Source organism: Pseudothermotoga lettingae TMO (assembly GCF_000017865.1).
GTDB lineage: Bacteria > Thermotogota > Thermotogae > Thermotogales > DSM-5069 > Pseudothermotoga_B > Pseudothermotoga_B elfii.
On sequence record NC_009828.1, the window covers coordinates 731,491 to 754,358 of the forward strand.

At 38.6% G+C, this 22,868-nt stretch carries 25 protein-coding genes and 3 tRNA genes; 7 read left to right on the top strand and 21 right to left on the bottom strand.

Features of this window, described 5'->3' with window-relative positions:
- Window positions 1-2: 2 nt before the first annotated feature.
- The 7 genes from TLET_RS03650 to TLET_RS03680 form a co-directional block, all read right to left on the bottom strand.
- Window positions 3-383, bottom strand: coding sequence for an iron-sulfur cluster assembly scaffold protein (locus TLET_RS03650; protein ID WP_012002764.1), 381 nt, complete (start codon window positions 381-383; stop codon window positions 3-5).
- A gap of 15 nt (window positions 384-398) precedes the next feature.
- Window positions 399-1,571, bottom strand: a complete 1,173-nt coding sequence (locus tag TLET_RS03655) for a cysteine desulfurase family protein (RefSeq protein ID WP_012002765.1) — start codon at window positions 1,569-1,571, stop codon at window positions 399-401.
- A gap of 18 nt (window positions 1,572-1,589) precedes the next feature.
- Complete coding sequence (locus TLET_RS03660) at window positions 1,590-2,411, bottom strand: purine-nucleoside phosphorylase (RefSeq protein WP_012002766.1); 822 nt, start codon at window positions 2,409-2,411, stop codon at window positions 1,590-1,592.
- A gap of 17 nt (window positions 2,412-2,428) precedes the next feature.
- Window positions 2,429-3,388 (bottom strand): SufB/SufD family protein, encoded by a 960-nt coding sequence (locus TLET_RS03665; protein ID WP_012002767.1) that lies wholly within the window; start codon window positions 3,386-3,388, stop codon window positions 2,429-2,431.
- Complete coding sequence (locus TLET_RS03670) at window positions 3,385-4,119, bottom strand: ATP-binding cassette domain-containing protein (protein WP_028843336.1); 735 nt, start codon at window positions 4,117-4,119, stop codon at window positions 3,385-3,387. Before TLET_RS03670 ends, TLET_RS03665 begins: the two co-directional genes overlap by 4 nt.
- 80 nt (window positions 4,120-4,199) lie before the next feature.
- Window positions 4,200-5,228: an L-Ala-D/L-Glu epimerase gene (locus tag TLET_RS03675; protein WP_012002769.1), complete on the bottom strand. Its 1,029-nt coding sequence runs from the start codon at window positions 5,226-5,228 to the stop codon at window positions 4,200-4,202.
- Entirely contained in the window at window positions 5,225-6,244 is a 1,020-nt protein-coding gene (locus TLET_RS03680; protein ID WP_012002770.1) for a DUF1611 domain-containing protein, read from the bottom strand. Before TLET_RS03680 ends, TLET_RS03675 begins: the two co-directional genes overlap by 4 nt.
- A gap of 84 nt (window positions 6,245-6,328) precedes the next feature.
- Between TLET_RS03680 and TLET_RS03685 the strand changes: the two genes are divergently transcribed.
- Both TLET_RS03685 and TLET_RS03690 read left to right on the top strand, forming a co-directional pair.
- Entirely contained in the window at window positions 6,329-6,994 is a 666-nt protein-coding gene (locus tag TLET_RS03685) for a hypothetical protein (protein ID WP_012002771.1), read from the top strand.
- Window positions 6,978-7,229, top strand: a complete 252-nt coding sequence (locus TLET_RS03690; RefSeq protein ID WP_012002772.1) for an EscU/YscU/HrcU family type III secretion system export apparatus switch protein — start codon at window positions 6,978-6,980, stop codon at window positions 7,227-7,229. Before TLET_RS03685 ends, TLET_RS03690 begins: the two co-directional genes overlap by 17 nt.
- Here TLET_RS03690 and TLET_RS03695 read toward each other — a convergent pair.
- The 3 genes from TLET_RS03695 to mutL are packed head-to-tail and all read right to left on the bottom strand — an operon-like array spanning window position 7,224 to window position 10,091.
- Window positions 7,224-7,943 carry a hypothetical protein gene (locus tag TLET_RS03695; RefSeq protein WP_012002773.1) on the bottom strand — a complete coding sequence of 240 codons (720 nt, stop codon included), beginning with the start codon at window positions 7,941-7,943 and terminating at the stop codon, window positions 7,224-7,226. The two genes, TLET_RS03690 and TLET_RS03695, sit on opposite strands and share 6 nt — an antisense overlap.
- Window positions 7,934-8,437: a GNAT family N-acetyltransferase gene (locus tag TLET_RS03700; protein WP_012002774.1), complete on the bottom strand. Its 504-nt coding sequence runs from the start codon at window positions 8,435-8,437 to the stop codon at window positions 7,934-7,936. Before TLET_RS03700 ends, TLET_RS03695 begins: the two co-directional genes overlap by 10 nt.
- Before the next feature lie 4 nt (window positions 8,438-8,441).
- Complete coding sequence (gene mutL / locus TLET_RS03705; protein ID WP_012002775.1) at window positions 8,442-10,091, bottom strand: DNA mismatch repair endonuclease MutL; 1,650 nt, start codon at window positions 10,089-10,091, stop codon at window positions 8,442-8,444.
- 70 nt (window positions 10,092-10,161) lie between these two features.
- Here mutL and TLET_RS03710 point away from each other — a divergent pair, with 70 nt between their 5' ends.
- Window positions 10,162-11,340, top strand: coding sequence for an MFS transporter (locus TLET_RS03710; RefSeq protein WP_407635791.1), 1,179 nt, complete (start codon window positions 10,162-10,164; stop codon window positions 11,338-11,340).
- Here TLET_RS03710 and TLET_RS03715 read toward each other — a convergent pair.
- From TLET_RS03715 to dapA, 5 genes are all read right to left on the bottom strand, one after another.
- Window positions 11,305-12,030 (bottom strand): WecB/TagA/CpsF family glycosyltransferase, encoded by a 726-nt coding sequence (locus TLET_RS03715; protein ID WP_012002777.1) that lies wholly within the window; start codon window positions 12,028-12,030, stop codon window positions 11,305-11,307. The genes TLET_RS03710 and TLET_RS03715 overlap by 36 nt on opposite strands.
- Before the next feature lie 46 nt (window positions 12,031-12,076).
- Window positions 12,077-12,163 (bottom strand) — tRNA-Leu (locus TLET_RS03720).
- 51 nt (window positions 12,164-12,214) lie between these two features.
- Window positions 12,215-13,402 (bottom strand): aspartate kinase, encoded by a 1,188-nt coding sequence (locus TLET_RS03725; RefSeq protein ID WP_028843331.1) that lies wholly within the window; start codon window positions 13,400-13,402, stop codon window positions 12,215-12,217.
- 5 nt (window positions 13,403-13,407) lie between these two features.
- Window positions 13,408-14,055, bottom strand: a complete 648-nt coding sequence (locus TLET_RS03730) for a 4-hydroxy-tetrahydrodipicolinate reductase (protein ID WP_012002779.1) — start codon at window positions 14,053-14,055, stop codon at window positions 13,408-13,410.
- Complete coding sequence (gene dapA / locus TLET_RS03735) at window positions 14,055-14,933, bottom strand: 4-hydroxy-tetrahydrodipicolinate synthase (protein WP_012002780.1); 879 nt, start codon at window positions 14,931-14,933, stop codon at window positions 14,055-14,057. Before dapA ends, TLET_RS03730 begins: the two co-directional genes overlap by 1 nt.
- 448 nt (window positions 14,934-15,381) lie before the next feature.
- Between dapA and TLET_RS03740 the strand changes: the two genes are divergently transcribed.
- The 4 genes from TLET_RS03740 to TLET_RS03755 are packed head-to-tail and all read left to right on the top strand — an operon-like array spanning window position 15,382 to window position 18,062.
- Window positions 15,382-16,326 carry a hypothetical protein gene (locus TLET_RS03740; RefSeq protein ID WP_012002781.1) on the top strand — a complete coding sequence of 315 codons (945 nt, stop codon included), beginning with the start codon at window positions 15,382-15,384 and terminating at the stop codon, window positions 16,324-16,326.
- Window positions 16,323-16,694 (top strand): GntR family transcriptional regulator, encoded by a 372-nt coding sequence (locus tag TLET_RS03745; protein WP_228369033.1) that lies wholly within the window; start codon window positions 16,323-16,325, stop codon window positions 16,692-16,694. The genes TLET_RS03740 and TLET_RS03745 overlap by 4 nt, the downstream gene beginning before the upstream one ends.
- A complete protein-coding gene (locus tag TLET_RS03750; RefSeq protein ID WP_012002783.1) occupies window positions 16,681-17,253 on the top strand; it encodes a hypothetical protein in 573 nt (190 codons plus the stop codon). The genes TLET_RS03745 and TLET_RS03750 overlap by 14 nt, the downstream gene beginning before the upstream one ends.
- Window positions 17,250-18,062 (top strand): ABC transporter ATP-binding protein, encoded by an 813-nt coding sequence (locus TLET_RS03755; RefSeq protein ID WP_012002784.1) that lies wholly within the window; start codon window positions 17,250-17,252, stop codon window positions 18,060-18,062. The genes TLET_RS03750 and TLET_RS03755 overlap by 4 nt, the downstream gene beginning before the upstream one ends.
- Window positions 18,063-18,081: 19 nt before the next feature.
- Here TLET_RS03755 and TLET_RS03760 read toward each other — a convergent pair whose 3' ends face one another.
- The 6 genes from TLET_RS03760 to TLET_RS03785 all read right to left on the bottom strand — a co-directional run bounded on the left by TLET_RS03760 (window position 18,082) and on the right by TLET_RS03785 (window position 22,810).
- The gene (locus tag TLET_RS03760) at window positions 18,082-19,416 is read right to left on the bottom strand and encodes an NCS2 family permease (RefSeq protein WP_012002785.1); all 1,335 of its coding nucleotides are present in this window, start codon (window positions 19,414-19,416) and stop codon (window positions 18,082-18,084) included.
- Between the two features lie 70 nt (window positions 19,417-19,486).
- On the bottom strand, window positions 19,487-20,446 hold the full coding sequence (locus TLET_RS03765; RefSeq protein WP_228369045.1) for an alpha/beta hydrolase: 960 nt from the start codon (window positions 20,444-20,446) through the stop codon (window positions 19,487-19,489).
- A gap of 26 nt (window positions 20,447-20,472) precedes the next feature.
- Window positions 20,473-20,985 (bottom strand): DUF6512 family protein, encoded by a 513-nt coding sequence (locus tag TLET_RS03770; RefSeq protein WP_012002787.1) that lies wholly within the window; start codon window positions 20,983-20,985, stop codon window positions 20,473-20,475.
- 120 nt (window positions 20,986-21,105) lie between these two features.
- Window positions 21,106-22,389 (bottom strand): metal-dependent hydrolase family protein, encoded by a 1,284-nt coding sequence (locus tag TLET_RS03775; RefSeq protein ID WP_012002788.1) that lies wholly within the window; start codon window positions 22,387-22,389, stop codon window positions 21,106-21,108.
- Window positions 22,390-22,584: 195 nt separating this feature from the next.
- Window positions 22,585-22,660 (bottom strand) — tRNA-Glu (locus tag TLET_RS03780).
- A gap of 72 nt (window positions 22,661-22,732) precedes the next feature.
- Window positions 22,733-22,810: transfer RNA gene (locus TLET_RS03785), tRNA-Pro, on the bottom strand.
- Window positions 22,811-22,868 lie beyond the last annotated feature (58 nt).

Consider the following 22,868-nt stretch of genomic DNA (forward strand, 5'->3'; position numbering starts at 1 on the left):
AATCACTTCCTTGCAAGTGATTCTTCATATTCTTTTATAGCCTTTCTCAGAGTGTCCACCGCAAGGTTGCTGCAATGATATTTTACTTGGGGCAAACCGCCAAGTCTTTCAACAATTTCCTTCCAGTTCAACTTTTTGGCTTCTTCGAGTGTCAAACCTTTGACAACTTCTGTCATCATTGAAGCGGTAGCTATATTCGCCGCGCATCCGTACGATTCAAATTTTATATCTGTAATGCGATCGTCTTCAACTTTCAGATAAACTGTCATCATATCACCGCATGCAATACTTCCTTCTGTGGCTTCTGCATCGGCATTCTCTATTTTTCCAAGGTTTCTTGGATTTTTAAAGTGATCCAGTACAAGTTCGGTGTATTTGAGCATATTATCACCTCCTGATTAAGTATGGCTTTTAATTGGACTTATTTTTCGGAGCCATGATACTACCGATTTGAGCTTCTCAACTGTGTAATCTATCTGCTCTTGAGTTGTGAACCTGTCAAATGTAAATCTTATCGACCCGTGGGCCCTTTCATGATCTCCACCAATTGCCAGGATCGCATAATTCGGTTCGAGTTTTTCTGAGGCACATGCCGAACCTGTGGCAACCTCAACTCCTTCCATACTAAGCCCTAAACTTATCGCTTCGCCTTCTATGAATGAGAAGCTGAAATTGACATTGTAAGGTGTTCTCGTTTCACCTCTCGGCCCATTCAAAATTACATGATCGATTTCTCTTTCTACCCTGTTTATAAAATATTCCTGAAGCCTTCTTAACTCTTTTAATGCTTTTTCCATGTTCAAAAAGGAAAGTTCTGCGGCTTTTTTCATTCCCATAATTGCTGGAATATTTTCTCCCCCAGGTCGTCTTTTATCGAAAGACTCTGCTCCATACATTACAGGCTGGATCTTCGTTCCCTTTTTAATGTATAAAAAACCAACGCCTTTTGGACCGTGAAATTTATGACCGCTGACACTCATCAAATCACAATTTATTTTTTTAACATCTACAGGAAGTTTGGCATACATTTCTGCTGCATCGGTATGAAAATATATTTTATGATCCTGAGATTTTACTATTTTTCCAATTTCTTCAAGCGGCATAATAGAACCGACGAAATGTCCAACAGATATGACACTTATCATTATTGTGGAAGGTCTTATAGATTTTTTGAGCTCGTCAAGTTTGACGAATCCCTCTTTGTCAACGGGTATTACGGTAACCTCAAAACCTTCTTTTTTTAGAGCATCTGCTATGCTCATGATCGAACCGTGTTCCAGTGCGGAAATCACTATGTGATTACCATTTTTTTTGTTTGCCCGTGCTATTCCAAGAAGAGATAAATTGTTTGCTTCAGTAGCGCCTGATGTGAAAACTATTTCCTCAGGCGAATCTGCATTGATCGATTTTGCAAAAAACTCTCTTGCGCTAACAAGATCGTCGTAAATTTCCTCTGCTGATTCATATAATCCATCAGGTCTCGCAAATTTATCGACCATGTACTGTTGTACGACTGCAGCTACCTCTGGCAAAACTCTCGTGGTTCTGCAATTATCTAAGAAAACCTTCATTTCACACCTCCTCAATCTTCAGAGCTGACGCAGCACACCCATAATAATGCGTGCCATTTTTTCGCCAGCTTTTTCAGCAACTTCAAGAACTTCCTGAGCTGTTATCGGCCTCAGGTCTTCTGGTACAGCGCGGTCCGTTATTGCTGACAATCCAAGAATCTTGATACCTCCATGTTTTGCTACTATGACTTCAGGGACAGTAGACATACCAACAGCATCTGCTCCCATGTTTCTAAGCATTTTAAGCTCAGCGGGAGTTTCAAAATTAGGACCGGCAACTGCTACATACACGCCTTCGTAAAAATCTACTTTTTCTTCCTTAGCTATTTTTTTTGCCAGCTTTATAAGATTTCTGTCGTATGGTTCACTCATATCTGGGAACCTTGGTCCCCATTCGTCTATATTCAGACCTCTGAGTGGATTGTCCCCCATCAGGTTGATATGATCACTTATTATCATGGGTTTGCCTATTTCAAAAATAGGATTCAAACCTCCTGCCGCATTTGTGACAATCAAATATTTCACACCAAGCAACTGCATTACTCTTATAGGAAAAGTCACATCCTTCATTGAATATCCCTCGTAATAATGAAATCTTCCATTCATGAGCATAACGCTTTTCTCTTCAAGTTTTCCAAAGAGTAGTTCTCCTTTATGACCAGGAGCTGTTGAAATCGGAAAACCAGGAATTTCGGAATAGTTGATTTTGACAGGATTTTGCAGTGCTTCTGAAATTTTTCCAAGCCCGGAACCAAGGATTATTCCAGCTTCAGGAAGAATTCTTACTTTCTGCCTCAAAAACTCAGCGGCTCTCTCAACTCTCTCAACATATTCCTTCATTACATATACCCCCTTAATTATTTGAGCAATCCGCTAATAATAAGATCAGTTGCTTCTTCTTCAGAAAGACCCTTACTCATCAGAGTTTGAAGTTGAGCAGCGTTTACACGACCTATTGACGCTTCGTGTGTTAGTTCAGAAAGATCGTTCAATACCTTCAAGATGGGTACAGTACTTACATCGACATCTTCACCTTTTGTTACCTCGTCACATCTTATATGTGCTTTTGAGTAGCTACCTATTCCATAGGCTTCATTTACAACTCTAACTTTTGCTTTGTCCAGGGCGACCACTGTGGTTTTGGCAATACCATTTGAATATTTTCCCAACAACCTCAATTTTTCTCTGATTGCAACTTGGTCATTCTCAATTGCTCTCACTTTTGCCGTGAGATCAGCTGTGGATTGATCGTCAAGTTCAGCTTCCGCATCGAGAATAAGCTTTCCAACCCGAGTTTTTGTAAGCGTGAAATTGTTTACAAAAAGTCCTTTTTCGGCAATTTTTGCACGTGTAGTAGTTTTAAGGGTAATTGAACCGGTATTAGAATGATAATGCTCGTCTGAGTAATACATCTTTGCATTCCTTCCTATTGAAACAATTGAGAGGGCGTCATGTGTAAATTTTTCCGCCCATGGAAAAGTACAGTGTGCAACAAATTTAACCTGTGAATTCTCCTGAATCTCTATCTCAAAAATAACTCTCTGAATACCTTGTTTTTCCAAATATCCTGTACAAATGTGAATAGGTGTTTCAAGGACGGTATCTTTTTTCACAACAATTTTTGCTCTGACGCCGTCACTTAACTCCTCTGGAAATATTTCAACCCCTTTTACTCCATTAAGACCCACTATCTTCCTTCCACTTATTATGAGTGATGCAACCCGTTTGTCTAAAAACTTCGAAACATTTCCTCCTGCTTTTTCATAAGCTTTCATCAACATTTCAAACTCTTTTTGTTGTTTTATAGCAGTGCTCATAATTGCGCCTCCTCTATGGAGGGTATATTTACATGCATGCATTCGTCACACCTGCTTTTATAGTAATGAATAACCTTCACAGGATCTCCCTTTGTAAAGACTGTACCATTACATAGCAAATAGGCCTCATCTGCTATCCTGGCAATTTCTTCACGATGGGTTATCAATATTACCGTACCTCCATTTTTCGTAATTCGGTGCGCAATTTTTTCAATCATGCCAAGCGACATAATATCAATTCCAGAATCTGGTTCGTCGAGTATGGCGTATTTCGGATTCAACAACAAAATTGACGCAAGTTCTACTCTTTTTCTCTCGCCACCACTCAAAAGATTATCAACAAATCTGTTGATATAAAGTTCTGGAGACAGGCCTGTAAGTGTCATTACTTCTTCGAGGTCTTTTGTGCTGATTTTTAATTTTCCACCGAGTGTAAGATATTGTTTTACTGTAAGGCCCTGGAACCTCACCGGTTCCTGCCAAAGCAGAGTGATACCTTTCGTAGCTCTTTCGCTAATTGAAGAGTTTGTTATGTCCTCGCCGTTAAGCTTTATCTTGCCAGAAGTGGGTTTATACCCCTCGAGTCCCATTATTGTATATGCCAGGGAAGATTTTCCAACTCCGTTGGATCCAAGAACAGCGTAGATTTTAACCCGATCAAATTTTGCATTTATGTTCTTGAGTATGTATTTGCCGTTCTTTTCAAGGCTTACATCTTCAAGCACAAGCATCATTATCGTCTCCCAAAGTAATTTTACACGGCAAGGATTACATTTATATTAGATCTTTTAAGTCTAATTTGTTTCATAGGCTATTCCAGGATTATGAATGGACCATCCTGTACAAAATCTCCCCTGAAGCTCTCTTCTTTCAGCGACAGATGTGAATCCAGATCGTGATATAAAAAAGCCCCTGTTCCAGCGGCAAAGTGGATGCTTTGCCTTATACCTATGCTACTTTCGCCCATGCACCCAATCATCAATCCTATATTTGCGGCCTGGGCAATATGAACTATTGACATAGCATCGCTCAAGCCCGATTTCATTAATTTTATATTTATGAAATCGACGGCATCTTCCCTGACCAACTTTAAAGCGTCGTATTTTGTGAAAACACTTTCATCAGCTGCAACAGGATAAGGGCTGTTAAATCGAACAAATCTCATTCCTTCTATATTGTAGCGGTTTACTGGTTGTTCAAAAATCACAACATCAACCTTTTCAGCGTAAAGCGCCTTTGCAAACTCAACAGCCTCCTTGGGAGTAAAGCCCTGATTTGCATCTACTATAAAGCTTGCTTGAGGAGAAACTTCTTTTGATTTGACAACTCTTTCTATGTCATTTTTGACATCTCTACCAACTTTTATTTTTATTTTTCTGAATCCCTCGTCGTAGATACGCTTGACTTTTTTGATAGTGTTCTCTAAGTTTTCAATACCAACAGTTTTGTCAGTCTCTAAGGTGTTTTTGCTGCCGCCAAAAAATTGATATGGTTTCATATTGAATTGTTTACAGAAGGCATCCACAATAGCAAACTCTATGGCAGCTTTTATTGCAGGGGTTGCTCTCAAAGTTTGAAGATCATGAAATAAATTTGCGTAACTTTCCACATCTTTACCAATCAGAATGTCTTCAACAGTTTGATGGAGTTTTTCCAGCATAGCAGCTGTTTCACCTGAGATTACAAATAAGGATGATGCTTCACCATAACCCTCTATTCCGTTTTTGAGTTTCACACAAACTTCAACATTTTCTTGTTCTTCGTGACTTCCTAAGGAAATTGTGAACGGTTCAAAGTAGCTATAGAGTGTCTTTTTGAAACTAATAGATGTAATCTTCACAACGCCACCTCCAGTTTAGATATTATCTTCATAATCTGACTGGCATTGAAGGGATTAAATACTTCGTAATCATCCAAACAATAGCTATTTAAACATGATATACCGAGAATTTCTGTGTTGATAAAATTTTTTATCAGGGCTATTTCTTTAAACAAATCTGGTGAAACTGGGATCTGGTCAAAATATTCAAAATTTTTTCTTGCTGGGTCATGTGACAATACGATATATTGTGGCATGCATCCATACAGCAATCCAAGGGCAACCTGGCCATAAGCAGGATGCCTGAGTGCTCCCTGACCTTCAATAAAAATCAGGCGTTTTTCATTTTTTTCGAGCCTCAATATGAGGTTTTCAATCGTACCTGGTATAAAATCCGATGCTATCGCATCTATAACTACTCCTTCATCTGCGCCTATCATTATACCAGTCTGACCTGTTGCCAGAAAGGCTGCAGGTAATTTTCTTTCCAGTGCAGCCTGCCATAACTGGATTGCAGTTGTTCTTTTTCCAACAGCGCAATCTGTCCCAAGAACGCAGACTCTTATTGTTTTTGATTTGTAAATCTGACCGCTAAAGATTTTCAGTTCCTCTTTTAGATGTCGAACATCTATTATTCTGCTACCTGTCTTTTTTGCTGCAGTAGAAAACGGTTCTGTTTCACTCATTTTTAGATGAAATCCAGAAACTATATCCAGACCATATTTTATAGCTTTGAGGACATGATCAACGAGTTCTTGTGGGAGGAATCCCCCCACATTTGCTATTCCGATCAAAAGAGTTTTTGCCCCAAGATGTACAGCTTTATCAACACTATTAACCACTGGTACGTTGAATTTAAAATGGCTCATAAAATCGGCTGTCCATTTTCCTTCCTGCTCTGCAATCACGCATACGGGAATAAAAATTCTGCTGTGCCTCAGCAGACCATAAGTGGTTTTTGCCAGTGTAGTTCCAAGTTGACCCCATGATAAAATTGCTGCTGGTGTGCCGGGCTCGAAAAAGCTGTCTATTCGCAATTTAACGCCTCCTTATGGATTAATCATATCATTTTGATGTTTATTTGCCGGTATATTTTCCGATAATAATTCTGGAGGGTTTGTATGCAAGGCGTAGTTATTGAACGTATGGGAAAGTTCGTGAAGATCAAAACACATGATGGTGAAACAGTTGTCAAGATGAGAAAGAAATTACCGGAGCTCGGTGAGATGGTTAGAATCACTGATCGACCGGTTTCACAGAAAGTTTATGTTGCAGAGAAGATTACCGAAGCTCCCGAAGCATTGCCGCCTCTGAATGAATTAAAGCCTCTTTTGAAGACGATTAAAAAACCCAGAACGAGCTTTGATATACAGTTTTTATCACAGTTAGTTGATATGATTAAAATGCGTGTAGGTTCTCTACCACAAGATTTTTACGCAAATCTCGGTATGTACTATGAGAATGGTGAAGTTGATGAAAAGATGAAATCTCTCGGTTTCTGGCTCCTGACACTCTCGCATCCTTACGTTTTCAAAAGCATCCCGTCCAAGAAAGGTCCCATTCACATTTTTATGAATAGAAAGAAAAGATCTTTTAGTGTGTCTTTTGTTAAGAATTCATCTATTGTTTGTGTCAAAGGCACTGTTCAGGAAGATTACATATTTGTTGATTTTATAAATTTCTCTCCGGATAGAGAAGCACTGGAAAAGCTTAAAGATAATTTGCTTGGATACTTTAGAAATGTATTTTTCAAGGTTGGTGATTTGAAAAATGGATTATACGCGTAAACTGGCTGTCGCACTCGGTTATGATCCAGATGTATTCGATGCCCCGTTTGTGATAGCCAAAGGTAAAGAGGAAATTGCTGAGAGAATAATAAAACAAGCCCTGGAAGCGAAGGTGCCGGTAGTTTCTTCACCAGAACTTGTAAGAAAACTCTATAGACTGGAGGTGCTTGAAGAAATCCCAGATGACCTTTATTTTGCAGTAGCAGAGATACTGGTTTTTGTTCAAAACCTATGATCGCTTCTCGTTTAGTTTCTTGAGAATTTCCTTCAGCCTTTGAAGTTCGCTGGCAGCTTTTTGAAGTAGTTGCTCTCTGCTTCTTATTGTCTGATTAATTTTTTCTATCAGCCGTCTGACTGTTTTATTTTCTGTTTTCAAATCTGTTGCTGGACTATCAATCGCTTTGCTTATTGCTACTGTGATCATATGAATCTTTCTTTTGTAAATACTTATTAACAGCGTGATTATTGTTCCAAAAGCGACACACACAACTATCATTGAAGGATAGTACCAACTGTGGCTGTAAAGTGGAATCATGACAAGTATTGAGAAATTGAATCTATCGTTTTTCTTTAGAAGTGCCCAAAAATTTTTCCCTTTGTATTTTACCTTTGTTATTTCATCTTTTTTGTTGATATTGACTGTTCCATGTAATTCCTTTCCTCTGGCAGCTGATTCTGAGGACATAGTAATCTTTCCCATTTGATCGATTACAAAATAAACAACAGATAGATCTTTTGAAAAAGGCAGGTTTAATGAAGTGTATACACCAGGTTCGGATTGTATCTCCTCTATCAATTTATTCAAGTGTTCCGCAGTTATTGACAAGACAGCAGTGTTCACTTTTTTTATGGTGTTTTCATTTTCATATTTGTTGATGAAATACATTGAAAAACCTATGCTTAGAAAGATCCCGCAAAAAATAATCAAATACCTTGCTCTTATAGCCACTTTCCCATCACCAGTAAATCAAAATATTGCTCATCTATTAAGACGGCTTTTTTCTTTATTCCTTCAATTTCAAAGCCGAATTTTTTGTAAAGCGAGATAGCTCTGTGATTATCTGCTATCACCTCAAGTTGTATTTTTTTGAATCCCCTTTCCTTAGCTACTCCCAGGCACTCTCTCATCAAGGCACTCCCGATTCCTTTGCCCCAAAAAGGTTTTCTGACACTTATCCCGAGCTCACCTTTGTGGAGAATTTTTCTTCTGAAAGAACCGGATAGGGTTACTACACCAATTATTTCATCCATATACTCAGCTACCAGAAATATTTTTCTGTTATCAGACAGGTATAGAGTTATAATTCTCTTTTGATCATATATGCTCTCAACTTCATCGGGATATGTCAGAAGAAATTTTGATTCACTCGTCACAGCTTTCTTAAAAGATACTAACTTAGCAGAGTCAGATAATCTGACTGGACGTATGATAACATTTTCCATGATCTCATATCCTTTCAAAAAAGCTGTCAAGTTCTTTAAAATTGATAGAATACATTACGGGTCTACCATGAGGGCATGTGCTGATTTTGTTTGCAAAGATTTCTCTGACAAGATATTTTGCCTGAGATAAATCAAGTCTGTCTCTTGTCCTCAAAGCACTCTTACAGGAAATATCTGCAATGATTTTTTTCATCACCTCTTCCAATCCATAGATATCTATTAACTTTATTTCGTCAATACTATCGATTATGAAACGCTTAACATCACTCTGGTCAAGCCACGTAGGTATTTTTTTCACGATAAGTTGATTTTTTATTATTTCATAATCAAATCCAATTTGCTTTAGAACATTGTTTTTTTCAATGAGAGCCAATTCACTTTCTCTCAGTTCGATTTGAACTGGTATCAGCAGATCTGTGCCGTCATTTTGATTAAGAGAAGAAAGCATTTTGTTATATATCAATCTCTCATGCGCAGCATGAAAATCCACTATAAAAAGCTCATCTTCCGTTTCCACTATTATGTATCTTTTCCTGACAATCCCGATAATTTTGAAATCCTCTGGAGGAATCAGCATTTCTTCAGATGTAGTGGTAAATTTCGCATTTGGGCTTTTATACTCCACCTGGCGTTTCTGGACTTTTGCCGGTGTATTTCTCGATATGTGGTGTATGATTGGAATCTTCAGTTGGGATTTTATAGAATCACGCACGAACCGAAATACTTCCTCATCACGGGAGAATTTCACTTCTATTTTTTGTGGATGGACATTAACGTCTATATCTTTTGGGGGAAGAAAGAGGTTAACAATCACTACGGGATGTTCCTTTTGATGCAAAAAATCTGCATAAGCTGAATAAATGGCACTTTGAAGAAGTTGATTTACCACAAATCTACCATTGACAAACGTGAAAATGGCTTTTTTCCTTCTTAAATTAGCAGGGCTAACCGCACAACCATGCAATTCCATATCTTTCCACTGTGATTGTATTGCCTTCAAAGAATCCATTGGAATATCCGGAAATAACGCTTTGATGCGTTGAACTAAAGTCGTTGCTGGTAGATTGTAAACAACCTGCTGATCTTTTGTGAGAATAAGGTTTATGTGCGGATGAGACAAACAAAATCTTTCAAAGACCTCTACTGCCATTCTTGCCTCAACAGCATTTGATTTTAGAAATTTTCTTCTCGCCGGGACATTGAAAAACAGATCTCTAACGATAACAGTTGTACCTTTTTCAATTTGAACCGGTTTTTCATAAACCAGATGACCAGCAACTACTTCAATTTCATGACCAAGGTTAGATGATGCCGTTTTGGAAAATATCGTTGTCTTGCTTATCTGACATATGGAATATAAAGCTTCTCCTCTAAAACCAAAAGAATTCAGTGTGTATATATCCTGAAATGAATCAATTTTGCTGGTTGTATGAGATTCATAACACACAAGCAAATCGTCTTTTTCCATACCTTCGCCGTTATCCTGGACTTTGATTTCACTTTTTCCGCCATTAATAAGTTCTACAACTATTCTGTCAGCGCCTGCATCAATGGAGTTTTCTATAAGTTCTTTCACGACCGAGTAAACACCAGTGATAACTTCCCCAGCAGCTATTCTTGAAACAATGGATTTATCAAGCCTTTTAATTTTCATTTACAGACACCTCACAGATAATAATAACTCATCAGAGTTTTATAAACACAAGAATAAAATAATCTGGGAGGTGACAATTTTGGGAAAAAAGACTAAACGTGCCCTGGCATTTATTGTTTTGATGGGGTTTGTCAGTCTTTTTTCGGATATTGTATATGAAGGTGCTCGGAGTATCTCTGGACCATTCTTGGGATTGCTTGGAGCAAGTGCAACTGTCGTCGCATTCACAGCAGGACTTGGAGAGTTTATTGGATACGCTCTCAGGCTTGTTACAGGTTATCTTGCAGGCAAGACAAAGCGATACTGGCTTTTTACCTTTGTTGGTTATTTTATGAATTTGTTTGCCGTTCCTGCCCTTGCTCTTGCAGGAAATTGGCAGTTAGCGGTTCTGCTTTTGCTTTCGGAACGCTTTGGCAAGGCGATTAGAAAACCATCGCGTGACACAATGATGTCTTATGCTGCTAAACAGGTTGGAACGGGTTTTGGTTTCGGTCTGGAGGAAGCTCTTGACCAAGTGGGTGCAATCAGTGGACCTGTAATACTTTCTTTGGTTCTTTCATTAAAAGCGGGAGAGGAGTTTGCAAAATACAAGCTTGCATTTTCTGTGCTATTTTTTCCAGCGTTGATTGCTATTATCCTTTTAATATGTGGAAGAATCTTTTTTCCAGAGCCAGGAGAATTTGAGGAAAAATCAACCCCGGGTGGAAAGATTACAACCAATGGTTTTGCCCTCTATATGGTAGCTATTTCTCTGATTGCAGCTGGCTTTTCTGATTTCCCACTTATTTCTTTTCACTTTGCAAAAAATCATATATTGAGTTCTTCAACAATTCCACTGTTTTACTCAATAGCAATGGCAGTTGATGCCGTAGCGGCTCTTTTCTTCGGAAAACTTTTTGACAAAAAAGGTATCATGGTTTTGATAATATCATCTGCCCTGAGTGCACTATTTGCTCCCCTTGTTTTTCTGACAAAAAACATTTTTCTCATCTCAGTTGGAGTGTCGCTCTGGGGAATTGGAATGGGTGCACAAGAATCCATTCTCAAAGCGGTTGTGGCAAATCTGGTATCGCGTGAAAAGAGAGCATTTGCTTATGGAATCTTCAATACAGTTTTTGGATTGTTTTGGTTTCTCGGTAGCCTCTTTATGGGGATTCTTTACGAGAAATCTTTATTATTACTTGTGATTTTTTCTGTTGTGAGCGAATTATCATCAGTATTTGTATTGCTTGGCCTGAGAAAGCACTAATCCGATAAATTTTGATATATCCTTGGGAACGTTCTTTTTTTCCAGTGGGGACTGAAGAAATCTGTAAAGCCATTCCAAACGCGCTCTTTGAATGAAATTTGGAGCGCGTTTCTTGATCCCTGAAATTACATCAAATGAACCCCCGACTCCCATAGCTAATTTTGCCGTTGTCTTTCTGAAATTTTCGTAAATCCAGATTTCTTGCTTAGGAACTCCCATGCCAACAAATATAAGATCAGGTTTGGCTTGTTTTATTTGTTCTAAGGGGCCTTCTTTTTCAAAATATCCATGGTGATAACCGCAGACAATATTTCCAAATTTCTCGGTTAAATTTCTGGCGGCTTTTTCAACAACATCAATTTTTGCACCGAGCAAATAAATTTTCCAACCAGAAGCACGCGCTTTATCACACAAAGCCATCATTGTATCTATTCCTGTAACTCTGACAGCCTTTCGCCTGTAAATTTTTTTCAGCGCCCATATGACTCCTATACCATCCGGGACTATTATATCTGCATTTTGAACAGCAAATTTATATCGTTCGTCCTCTGTTGTTTTAACTATTATTGATGCATTGGCTGTTACAACAAAGGTTTTTTCGTTGTTCGATATTCTTCTGGATAATATCTCGACCAATTCAATTAATGTTGGAGTACTTATTGTCAGGTCAAACAATGTGAATTTTTCCAAAGAAGTTGCCTCCAGGATAAAGATAAGGCCGGATATATCCGGCCCGTGGTGCCGAGGGCGGGACTTGAACCCGCACGGGTGTAAACCCACATGATCCTGAGTCATGCGCGTCTGCCAATTCCGCCACCTCGGCATTTCATCCAGTATGATACCATAACTTAAAAATGCTTTCAAGCTGCAACCGTCATAGTCCGAAAACTTGACAGAGTTCTTTCAACAAATCTTCTGCTTTATCTTCATGTACAAGGCATGATATCTTTATTTCAGAAGTTGTTATCATTTCTGGCTCTATGTTTTTCTTTCTCAAAACTTCAAAAAATTTTGCTGCAACACCTCGTTGATATTTCATTCCTAAACCTATTATTGATACCTTAGAAAACCCCCCTGTGATCTTAATTTCACAATCAAGATCTCTCATTGCCTTCTGTACGTCAACCGAGTTACTTTCAACAATTGTGAAAGATAGATTAATGTCTCCTGAGTTACTCACCAACGATATCATATCAACGTTAAAGCCTTTTTCAGCGAGTTCTCTAAATACGTCGGCGGTTGCTTTAGAATTTTTCAAGCTATAAACGCTGACCTTTACCTGATTTTTCTCTATCGTCGCGCCTGTAACAACGGGTCGCTCAAGCCATTCCGGAAGTTTTCCCATCACCCACGTTCCCTCCTCATTTGAAAACGAAGAAGCGCAATAAATTGGTACGCTGTATTTTTTTGCTATCTCAACACTTCGAGAATGTAGAACCCTGGCACCAAGTGCGGAGAATTCCAACATTTCATCGTATGTAATATAAGACAGTTTTTTTGCCTGGGGAAAGATCCTGGGATCTGTTGTATATATGCCAGCGACGTCGCTGTATATTTCGCAGATTGTTCCAAGTTTTGCGGCAATAGCAACAGCAGAAGTATCTGATCCTCCTCTTCCAAGAGTTGTCAGTTCATCGTTTTCGTTTATTCCCTGAAACCCTGTAACAAGTAAAACATCGTTATGAAAAGCCAGCGATCTTAATTTTCGGTCATCTATATCTTTTATCCTTGCCGAATTAAAATCGCTGGTTGTCAGAATCCGAGCCTGAAACGCATTCAAAGATACAGCTTTCATACCTATTCTGTCAAGGTATATGGATAGCAAAGCAGCGGATATTTGTTCGCCACAGGATAACAACATATCCAGTTCTCTTGGATTGGGTTTTTCAGACAGCCTTCTTGCAAGAAAAACCAATTTGTCTGTTGTTTTTCCCATTGCAGAGACAACAACGATTAACTTTTTCCCATTTTTTACTGTTTTCACTATTTTCTCGGTAATTTTTTTGATTCTTTCTATGCTGGCAAGCGATGAGCCACCATATTTTTGTACAACAAGTTTCAGAAAAATCACCTCTTTTTGGATAAAACATCACGAAATGTGTAGAACGAAGCTTTAGTACTGATAGCAAATTCAGCTGCTTTCAACGCACCGAGTGCAAAGATTTTTCTTGACATTGCCCTGTGAGATAATTCGATTACCTCGCCTTCATTTGCAAATAAAATTTTGTGATCGCCGAATATTCCTCCGGCGCGGATTGAGTGAATGGGGACATTTCCGAGGCTTTCACTCAAAAATAGAGCTGTGCCGGAAGGAGCGTCTTTCTTTTTCCTATGATGAAACTCAATGATTTCGATATCCCATTCAGAAAACTCCAGTTTGAAACTTTCCAGGATATTCTTTATCACGTTTATTCCCACAGAAAAATTACTTGAATATACAACCGGAACCAGAGCAGACAATTCATTGAGCATCGATATGTCTTGTTCTTTCAAATTGGTTGTTCCAATAACTGCAGGGCATAGAAATTTTTTCGATAACTCCACGGTTTCTTTCAAAGCTTCTGGTGAAGAGAAGTCTAATATGATATCTGGTTTTTCTTGTACTTCTCTATGTGTTCTGTCAAATTTTGCCACTAATTGGTGGCAGTACTCGCTAAAAACCTCGATAATTTCCTTTCCCATTTTTCCTGAAAATCCAACGAGTCCATATTTCATCAGCACCATCCTTTCTTTGCCAGTAGATCTCTTAATGTTTCTATTGTGGATCTCGACGCACCGGTCATAGGTAACCTCAATTCATTTTTTATTTTTCCCATCAACCATAGAGCAGCTTTAATAGGTACGGGGTTGGTTTCTATAAATAAAGATTTCATTAATTCAAGGTTTTCAAAGTGTGTTTTTCTTGCTAATTCGTAATTTTTGTCCAGCATTGCTCCAGTCAATCGAACCATGTTTTCCGGTGATATGTTCGAGAAAACCGATATAACACCAGCTGCTCCAACTGACATTAAATGAATAGTTCTATCATCATTTCCTGACCATACATAAAAATCTTTTCTGCTAATGAGCCTTATTATTTCGTCTGCTTGAGAAACGTCTGTATTAGCTTCTTTTATGCCTATTATGTTTTTACAACGATCAGCCAGATATGCTACTGTTTCAGGGTTTATATTTACTCCGGTTCTCGATGGGACATTATAAATTATCAATGGTATATTCAATCTTTCAGATAGGTACTTATAATGCTCAATTAAACCCTTCTGGGTTGGTTTGTTATAATAAGGACTGACAACCAAAACTGCATCAGCACCGTTTTTGCTTGCCAGATGGGACAGATGCAATGTTTTTTCTGTATCGTTTGTACCTGTTCCGACAATTACCTTAGCCCTGTCAGAACACATCTCCTTAGTTATGCTTGTGAGTTTCTCCCTTTCCTTATCTGTTAAAGTTGCCCCTTCTCCTGTAGTTCCTGCGACAACTATTGCTTGAATTTTCTCCGCAAGCTGCCATTTCACTAAATTTCTGTACGCACTATAATCGATTCTTCCGTTTTTGAACGGCGTGACGATCGCTGTACCAACACCTTTAAACATTTCTTCCCCCTCCTTTTTCAATAAAAAAGCGGGCTACTTCTGGTAGCCCGCTTCTCACACAGTGGTCGTGCTCTAAAAAAGCAAACACAACCACACCGCAAAAAGCGGGCAGTTGTGCTTGGTCTTCTTTATTATGCTGGCATTCACAGAATTCAGAGAATTCATCATTATTATATCCCCCAAGAGTTTTAAGTGATTATATCAAGCAAGTTTGGGATTATTTATTAACATTTCATTACTGAAAGTTTACTTCAATATAGTGATACTTGAAGAAATCTGAGATTTTCTCTGCAAAACAGAATTCGGTTTAAGCTGGTAAAAAAGGTTTCGTTGATCAACAGTATTCTGAGTAATCATATAGTAACTTTTATGTCATTTTTCCATAACGTATTTTTTTATTTTAGTGTTCTAATAATATAGAACAATATATATCTATGGAGGTGGTACAATGCGGGAACTTTTTTCTTTGAAAAGCTTTCAGGTTTTAGTTGTGCTTTCAGTCATGGGGCTGATTGGCTGGTTCGTACCTTTTGCTCCTTTAAAGATCATATTGGTTTTCACAAGCATTATATTTTTGGCGTTTACTCTGAAAACCTTTACGGGAAAGATGGCTGGTTTCATAGTCTTATCTCTTTTGCTTTTTTTCATACCTGCCTCAATCGGATATTATGGTTCGACACATAGCTTTTCATGGTTCAATTTTGAACCTTTCATTAAGGGTTTTCTGAATCAGGTTCCATCAAATAAAATCACAACTGTTTTTCCAGACACGCTTGTTCAAAGTGAATCTGTAATACAGATCAATTTGACAAATGTTGAAGTTCAATTCACTGATTCTGACAGAATAATGGTTCCCGGTGAATTATCGGTTAGGAGTGCACCATCTGGATTGATCATCGAAGGTGGAAGCCATTTAAAGAAATATATTCTGGAGATTGGAAAAGCGGATCTGAAAGATTTGCAGATACGTGCAACAACCGTTTCACTCACTGGAAGTGCAAATTTGAGAAATCTCAGATTGAATTCAACGAGTATTAATATTTCAGGAACAATTGAAGCTCAAGAAATGTTTGCTGACGGGACAGGTATCAATTTGAATGGGAATTTCTCCGGAAAAGATTTAATTTTAAACGGCACAGGGGTGAGTTTATCTGGTTCGTACGAATTTCAAGATATCCTCATCGACTGTACTGGGATTTCACTGCACATGGATTTATCAAACTGCAATCATCTATCTATTGATACAACAGGGATCAACGGGACAATTAATTATTCAGGCGATACAGATCTCTATGTTCAGATAGATGGTACAGGAGGAAAACTGAAACTGGTGAACAAATCAAATGCAGATGTCTTCATAGATAGTTCCGGTGTTAAAGTGGCGAGAGAGTGATAACTGTGCTTAGAAAAATCGACAAACATAGTGGTATACCAGTATATTTGCAGATTGTTAATCAGATAAAGGCTGAGATATTCCTCGGAAATTTGAAGGCGGGTGATCAGATACCTCCTGTAAGAGAGCTTGAGCAAGTCTTTGATGTTAATGTGAACACCGTTTTGAAAGCACTTGATAAGCTTAAGATGGAAGGATTTCTCGTTTCCGAGCATGGTGTTGGTTATTTTGTATCGAAAGATGTATCTATTAGCTCTGAAATCTTACACGAAGTCAAAAAAGCCGTCAGTATATTGAAAAATAGCGGCATAGATATTTATACATCTTTGCTGATTATAGAGGAGGTGTGGAAAAGTGAGGATTTTTGAAGCTTATGTAAAAAAACAACTTGTTGAAAAAATAGGTGCCATGCTCTTTTTTCTTGTGGTAATGTTGTATCCAAATTTTGTGGCCAGGGCTTTTGGCATCTTTTTTATAATACTTTTTGGACTCACATCTGATTTAAGACAGAAAAGGCTCGATCCACTTATGGGTTTGCCTTTCAGCAGACCACAAATTTTCTGGTTTGAGTACAGTTTCTTATTTTTGATCGTCACAGTAACTTTTTTAATCGGATTACCTTTTAGCACTCTCACCATAACCACTTGGATTGAATTTCTCAGATCAGTTACGTTTATGACAGCTTTCTACAGTGTGGTTTTGATGGCAACTTGTTCTGGATTTGATAATTATGGTGCTGCATTTTTATTTCTTTTGGCGGATTTGATTTTAGCAGGTATAGGGACTACTGAATTTGGCCCACGGCTTAACCCGTATAAATTTATAAGTCCTACACATCAAGGGAATGTATTTATGGCTTTCGCTTTTTCCATTTTTCTGCTGTTTTCCGCCTATATTATTTTCACAAAAAGAGGTGGTGAAAGATGATTAAAATAAGCAATTTAAGAAAACAATTCTCCGGCAATCAGGTCTTGAGTGATGTTTCGTTTTCTATAGATACTGGAAGTATATTTGCACTGATTGGCCCAAATGGTGCTGGTAAAACAACCACGATCAGATGTATTTTGAGGGCTATAAAACCCGATGAAGGAATTATAGAGCTGTTTGGCGAACCATTTCGCTGGGAAATGAAGAAAAGAATAGCAGTTGTTAATGAGGACAGAGCCGTATTTCGAAATTTCACCGCCAGGGATTATGCCCAGATATGGTCCTGTTTGTATCCATCATGGAATGACAGAATCTTTTCAAATTTCATATCGAAGTACAATTTGAATCTTCTACAAAAAGTTGAATCTTATTCCATAGGTATGAAAACACTGTTTTTCGTTGGGCTTTGCGTTTCAAGCCAGGCAGATATATTGATTCTCGATGAACCAACAGAACACCTTGACCCAACGATCAGGCTCGAAATAATGAGTATATTGAAAAAATATGCTGATCTTGGAAAGACCATTTTAATATCTTCTCATGAGATTTATGAAATAGAGGAATACGCTACCCACTTTGGAATAATGAAAGAAGGAAGAATTGTTTATACCGATTCAATCGATACGGCCAAAGAAATCCACAGGGTGGTTGAGAAGGGTGAATCGGTTGGTGATGGAAAAATAATAGGTGTTGTTGGATCAAGTTTACTTATCAAAACCAGCAAAGATGTCGGCAGATTTCCTAAGCTCAACGATATAGTGATTGGATATTTAACTGGCAGAACTGAATCAACAAATTTGTTCAGTTGAGAAGCGGGCAATTGCCCGCTTACTCTCTCAAGAGAATCAGATAGAGCACGAATAATATTGCCAGAAGCCACGTAAACCAGTGTACGTCTCTTCCTTTACCACTGAATAATTTCACTACTGGATAAGTAACAATCCCGAGAGCGATTCCATTGGCAATAGAATAAGTCATAGGCATCATTATGAGAGTAATGAATGCCGGGACAGCCTCTGTAATATCATCCCAGTTGATTTTTTTCAGAGTTTTGATCATCAGAACACCCACAAAGATCAATGCAGGAGCTGTCGCAGCTGATGGAATTGTCATGGCAAGCGGTGAAAAGAATAACATACAAAGCATGAGGATGGCTACTACCACCGATGTTAATCCTGTTCTGCCACCTTCTGCTATTCCAGCACTGCTTTCGATATACGTTGTTACTGTTGATGTTCCGAACATTGCTCCTACAGATGTACCAATTGCGTCAGCGAGATAAGCTCTTGATGCCCTTGGAAGGTCGCCATTTTTCATGAAACCGGCTGATTCAGCGAGTCCAGTGAGAGTCCCAAGAGTATCGAAAAAGTCAACAAAGAAAAAAGTAAAGACAATCATCCAGAAAGTTCCAGTTGCAAGTGACTGAAAATTGAGGTTCATCTTCATGAACGTTGCGGATATATCTGGTACCTTTCCTATTATTCCTTGAAAGCTGGTGATTTTGAAAACAGGTAAAGCTCCTATAAAAGTGCTTGCAAGTATTCCAATGAGTATTGCACCTGGTACTGAGAGCGAAAAAAGTACAGCTATTATGAAGAAACCTATAATCGCAACAATGACATTTGGATCTGCCAGGTTTCCGAGGGCTACAAAAGTCGCTGGGTCACTTGTTACAATTCCCGCACTTTTCAAACCAATGAAAGCGATGAAAAGTCCTATACCAGCTCCTGTTGCAAGTTTAACTGAGGCTGGAATAGCCTTTACCACAAAAGATCTTGCCCCGCTGACGGTTAATAGGATAAAAATTAACCCTTCGACAAAAACAGCAGCTAAAGCAACCTTCCAGTCAACCCCCATCTTTAAGCACACTGTATATGTGAAATATGCGTTGAGTCCCATACCAGGTGCAAGTGCAAACGGGTAATTTGCAATCAGTCCCATAACAAGAGTAGCTGTGACAGAGCCAAGTATGGTTGCAACCATGAAGGCACCGAAAAACTGAGAGTAAAGGTCAGTTCCAGGATTTGCACCGGGGATGACATTGATGAGTATTGATGGATTGACGAAAACAATGTAAGCCATAGTCAGAAATGTTGTTATACCTGCTACGACTTCTTTTCGCACAGAAGTACCATTCTCCTTCAAACGAAAGAGTTTCTCCACTTTTCTCCCTCCCACGAGAAAAATAAAAAACACAACAAATTCTACACATAAACTTTTAATAAGACGGTTTCTAAATGAAACGATTTTCTGAAAACCTTGTTTTAAGTAAACAATTTTTATTGAGAAAAGTTATCAGATCATCAAGTATTTTCAGTGTAAAATTATCTTTGAAAGTAAATTCAAATCCATGATCCCCAAATGGGTGAATTCTCAAAGTAGACTCAGCTTTCTTTTTGCTTTCCATGTGGAATTTTATTGAAGATTTAACAGGCACAACAGTATCCCTCAAGCCATGCGCCAAGAAAACAGGGGGTTGTTTTTCGTTAATCCAATTTGTTGGAGAGTAAAGACGGTATAGATCAATGTGCTTCGAGGGTAATGTTTTGATTGTCATGATAGTTGAAAACCTTGCGAAAATTGATGTAGATTCGTAATCCCATAAATCGAGCAGATCAGTTGGCGGATAAAAGGCTACAATTCCTCTTAGCCATGAAATTTTGCCTTTTTTATATGATTCGTAGCAGGCATAATAAAGAGACAGATGACCCCCTGCAGATAGACCCATCAGAAAAATATTCTCAGGGTCCAGATAGAGATTTTCGGCATTTTCATGAATAAACTCGACAGCTTCTGTATAGTTATCAATGATTTCATCAATTTTTGCAGACAATCTTCTTCTATAATCAATGCTTGCAACCGCAAATCCATGGTGATTAAGAAATTTGTACCAGGATAAATTATTGGGTTGCCTCTTGAAGCCGGTAATCCAGCCGCCACCATGGGCAAAGATGACAACAGGACAAGGTACTTGCCGATCTGGGTAATAAAGATCGAGTTTCAGTGAATCTTTATAAACATAACTGAAAGGTCCCTTTGAGCAATGTTTGTCGATCTTTACTGGCAATCTCCCAAAAATAGATTTCTTTATAACATTAAAATTAGCTATCAAAAACAACAAAAGACCAAGTGCAAAATTAAAAAACGTGGTGAAAAATATGGCAAATAAAAGAATAATTTTCAAAAATCTCACAATTGATGGTTTTAGAGATTTCATTTTCATATTGTGTGTGGATCTATAAATACATCAATCCAGGGTTTGGAAAAAGAAAATCTGACGAAAAAGAAAACACACACCAGAAAAACGATCAAAACAGTGATCTGTGCAGTCATTCTTGGTTTAGCTTGCTCGACGGTTTTTTCAAAGGTTATACCAAAAAACGCTGAAAGAAAGACAACAAAGAATGCCCATATTAATTCAATGGCAACGGATTCAATTTTCCCGAAGATAGCAGGTAAAATATACCATATTGTGAGTATCAACCATGGTATTGAAATGTTAGAGAGTATTCGAGAAAACCAGAAATTCCCCCCTTTGTTTTTCTTTTTGATCAAAAAATATTCGAATGTACTGGTTAAAAAATAGGAAAAAAACCCCATTTTCAGATGTTCAAAGACCGATTCATCCACACCAAAAAATGGTATCAGTGCAGCCCATCCTGTAAGTTCATAACCAAAGTGCAGAAGCGAAAAGACCCCAACGTAAAAAAGTATCTTCCAGGTAAATCCCATGATTATCCCTCCTCAGTAATATTTCTAACATATTTACTGCGGATATTTTTCTCCATGATGAGGGAAAATCATTTAGATTACAAAATTTGTAATTGACTAAAAAGCAGTTTTTGCTGTGTGCTAATTAAAATACTTTTCCAAACCTATTTTGTCTTTGAACAATATGCCTTCTTTAAAAACGGCCGAGATTTTTGAATGATCCATAAGTATTTTTACATTGCTTAAAGGATTGTCCTCGACAATTAGCAGATCTGCCAGCTTTCCCTTATCTATCGACCCGACAAGTTGGCTCAATCCAGCGGCTTCGGCAGCCACTTTTGTTGCAGACAGCAGTGCCTGTTCAGGTTTCATACCAATTTTGTCAACGAGTAAAAGAATTTCCAGAGCATTTTCCCCGTGCTTGAATGCTTTTGTTCCACCGATAAAATCCGTTCCAGCAGCGATCTTCACACCATGTTCGTACGCTTTTTTGATATTTTCAACGTGTATCTTGTAAACTTCTTCACTCTTTCTCAATCCCCACTCTGGAGCGCCTATCTGCTTTCCATGAATTATCAGATGTTCCACAATAGACAGCGTAGGTACAATGATAGCATTTTTCTCTTTAGCCAGCTTACAGCTTTCATCATCAATATATATTGCATGTGCTATGACTTTTACTCCTCCAAGCAGGGCATTCATTATACCGTCTTTTCCCTGCGCATGGGCGTGAACAAATTTTCGCGCATGGTTAGCTTCTTCAACAATTGCTTTGATCTCCTCTACTGTAAACTGTGTGTATTCTGGTCTGTCTCTCTCAGACAGAACACCTCCTGTAGCCATAATTTTTATGAAATCAGCACCACATCTGAGCGCATAACGTGCTGCTTTAATACATTCAGCAACACCATCACATATTAATGAGCCAAAGCCTCCTTTGAACTTCGAAGTTCTTGGATCTACATAGTCGATCGGCAAAAAATGCTCATCACCGTGGCCAAAAGTTTGGGAAAGAGAATGACCTGCAGCAACAATGCGTGGGCCAGCAATTGTTCCTTCCTGAATTGCTTTTTTCAAGTTTATAGCTATGGATCCTCCTGCGTCGACAACGGTTGTAAAACCAGCTTCGATGAGAGATTTCAAATCAGTCACTGTTCGTGCAACAAGTGTTTCATACGGTGTTAGAAGATGCTCTTTAACCATGTCGCCGCTTCTCATACCTGCTAAATGAAGATGAGCATCGATGAGACCTGGCATAAGGTAACGCCCCTGAAGATCAATTTGCGTAAACCCCGATGGTATCTGCGATCTCTTGATTTTCTCCACCGCGAGAATTCGTGCTCCTTCAATGAAAACAGCGCTTTCCACGAATTGTGATAAATTTGAATCGAACACGCGAGCGTTAATTAAAGCATACTTTCTCACTATTTAACCACCCCCATTTGTTTCGTAAACGAACAATATTTTTCATATGATATTACTTCAAAGAAAATTTGTCAACTTTTGCCTGAAACAGTAACAAATTGTGCGGGGTTTTTCGAGAATAAACCTGTACAACAGATGAAAAAACAAAAAACGGTGGAACAAACTTCCACCGTCTCAAAGAGCGGTATAAACTTTTGGCGCCCCCAAGGGGATTCGAACCCCTGCTTCTGGCTTGAAAGGCCAGTGTCCTAGGCCGCTAGACGATGGGGGCACAACACAAGTTATATTACACTATCGGTCAAGTTTGGTCAAGAGGTTTTCAAAAAAGGCGGCAGATGCCGCCTGGTCGGGGCGACTGGACTTGAACCAGCGACCTCTTGCGCCCCATGCAAGCGCGCTAGCCAAACTGCGCCACGCCCCGCGTTGTTTATAATACCACAAACCGCTTTCTTTAGCAAGTGACTCATTAATGGGCAATT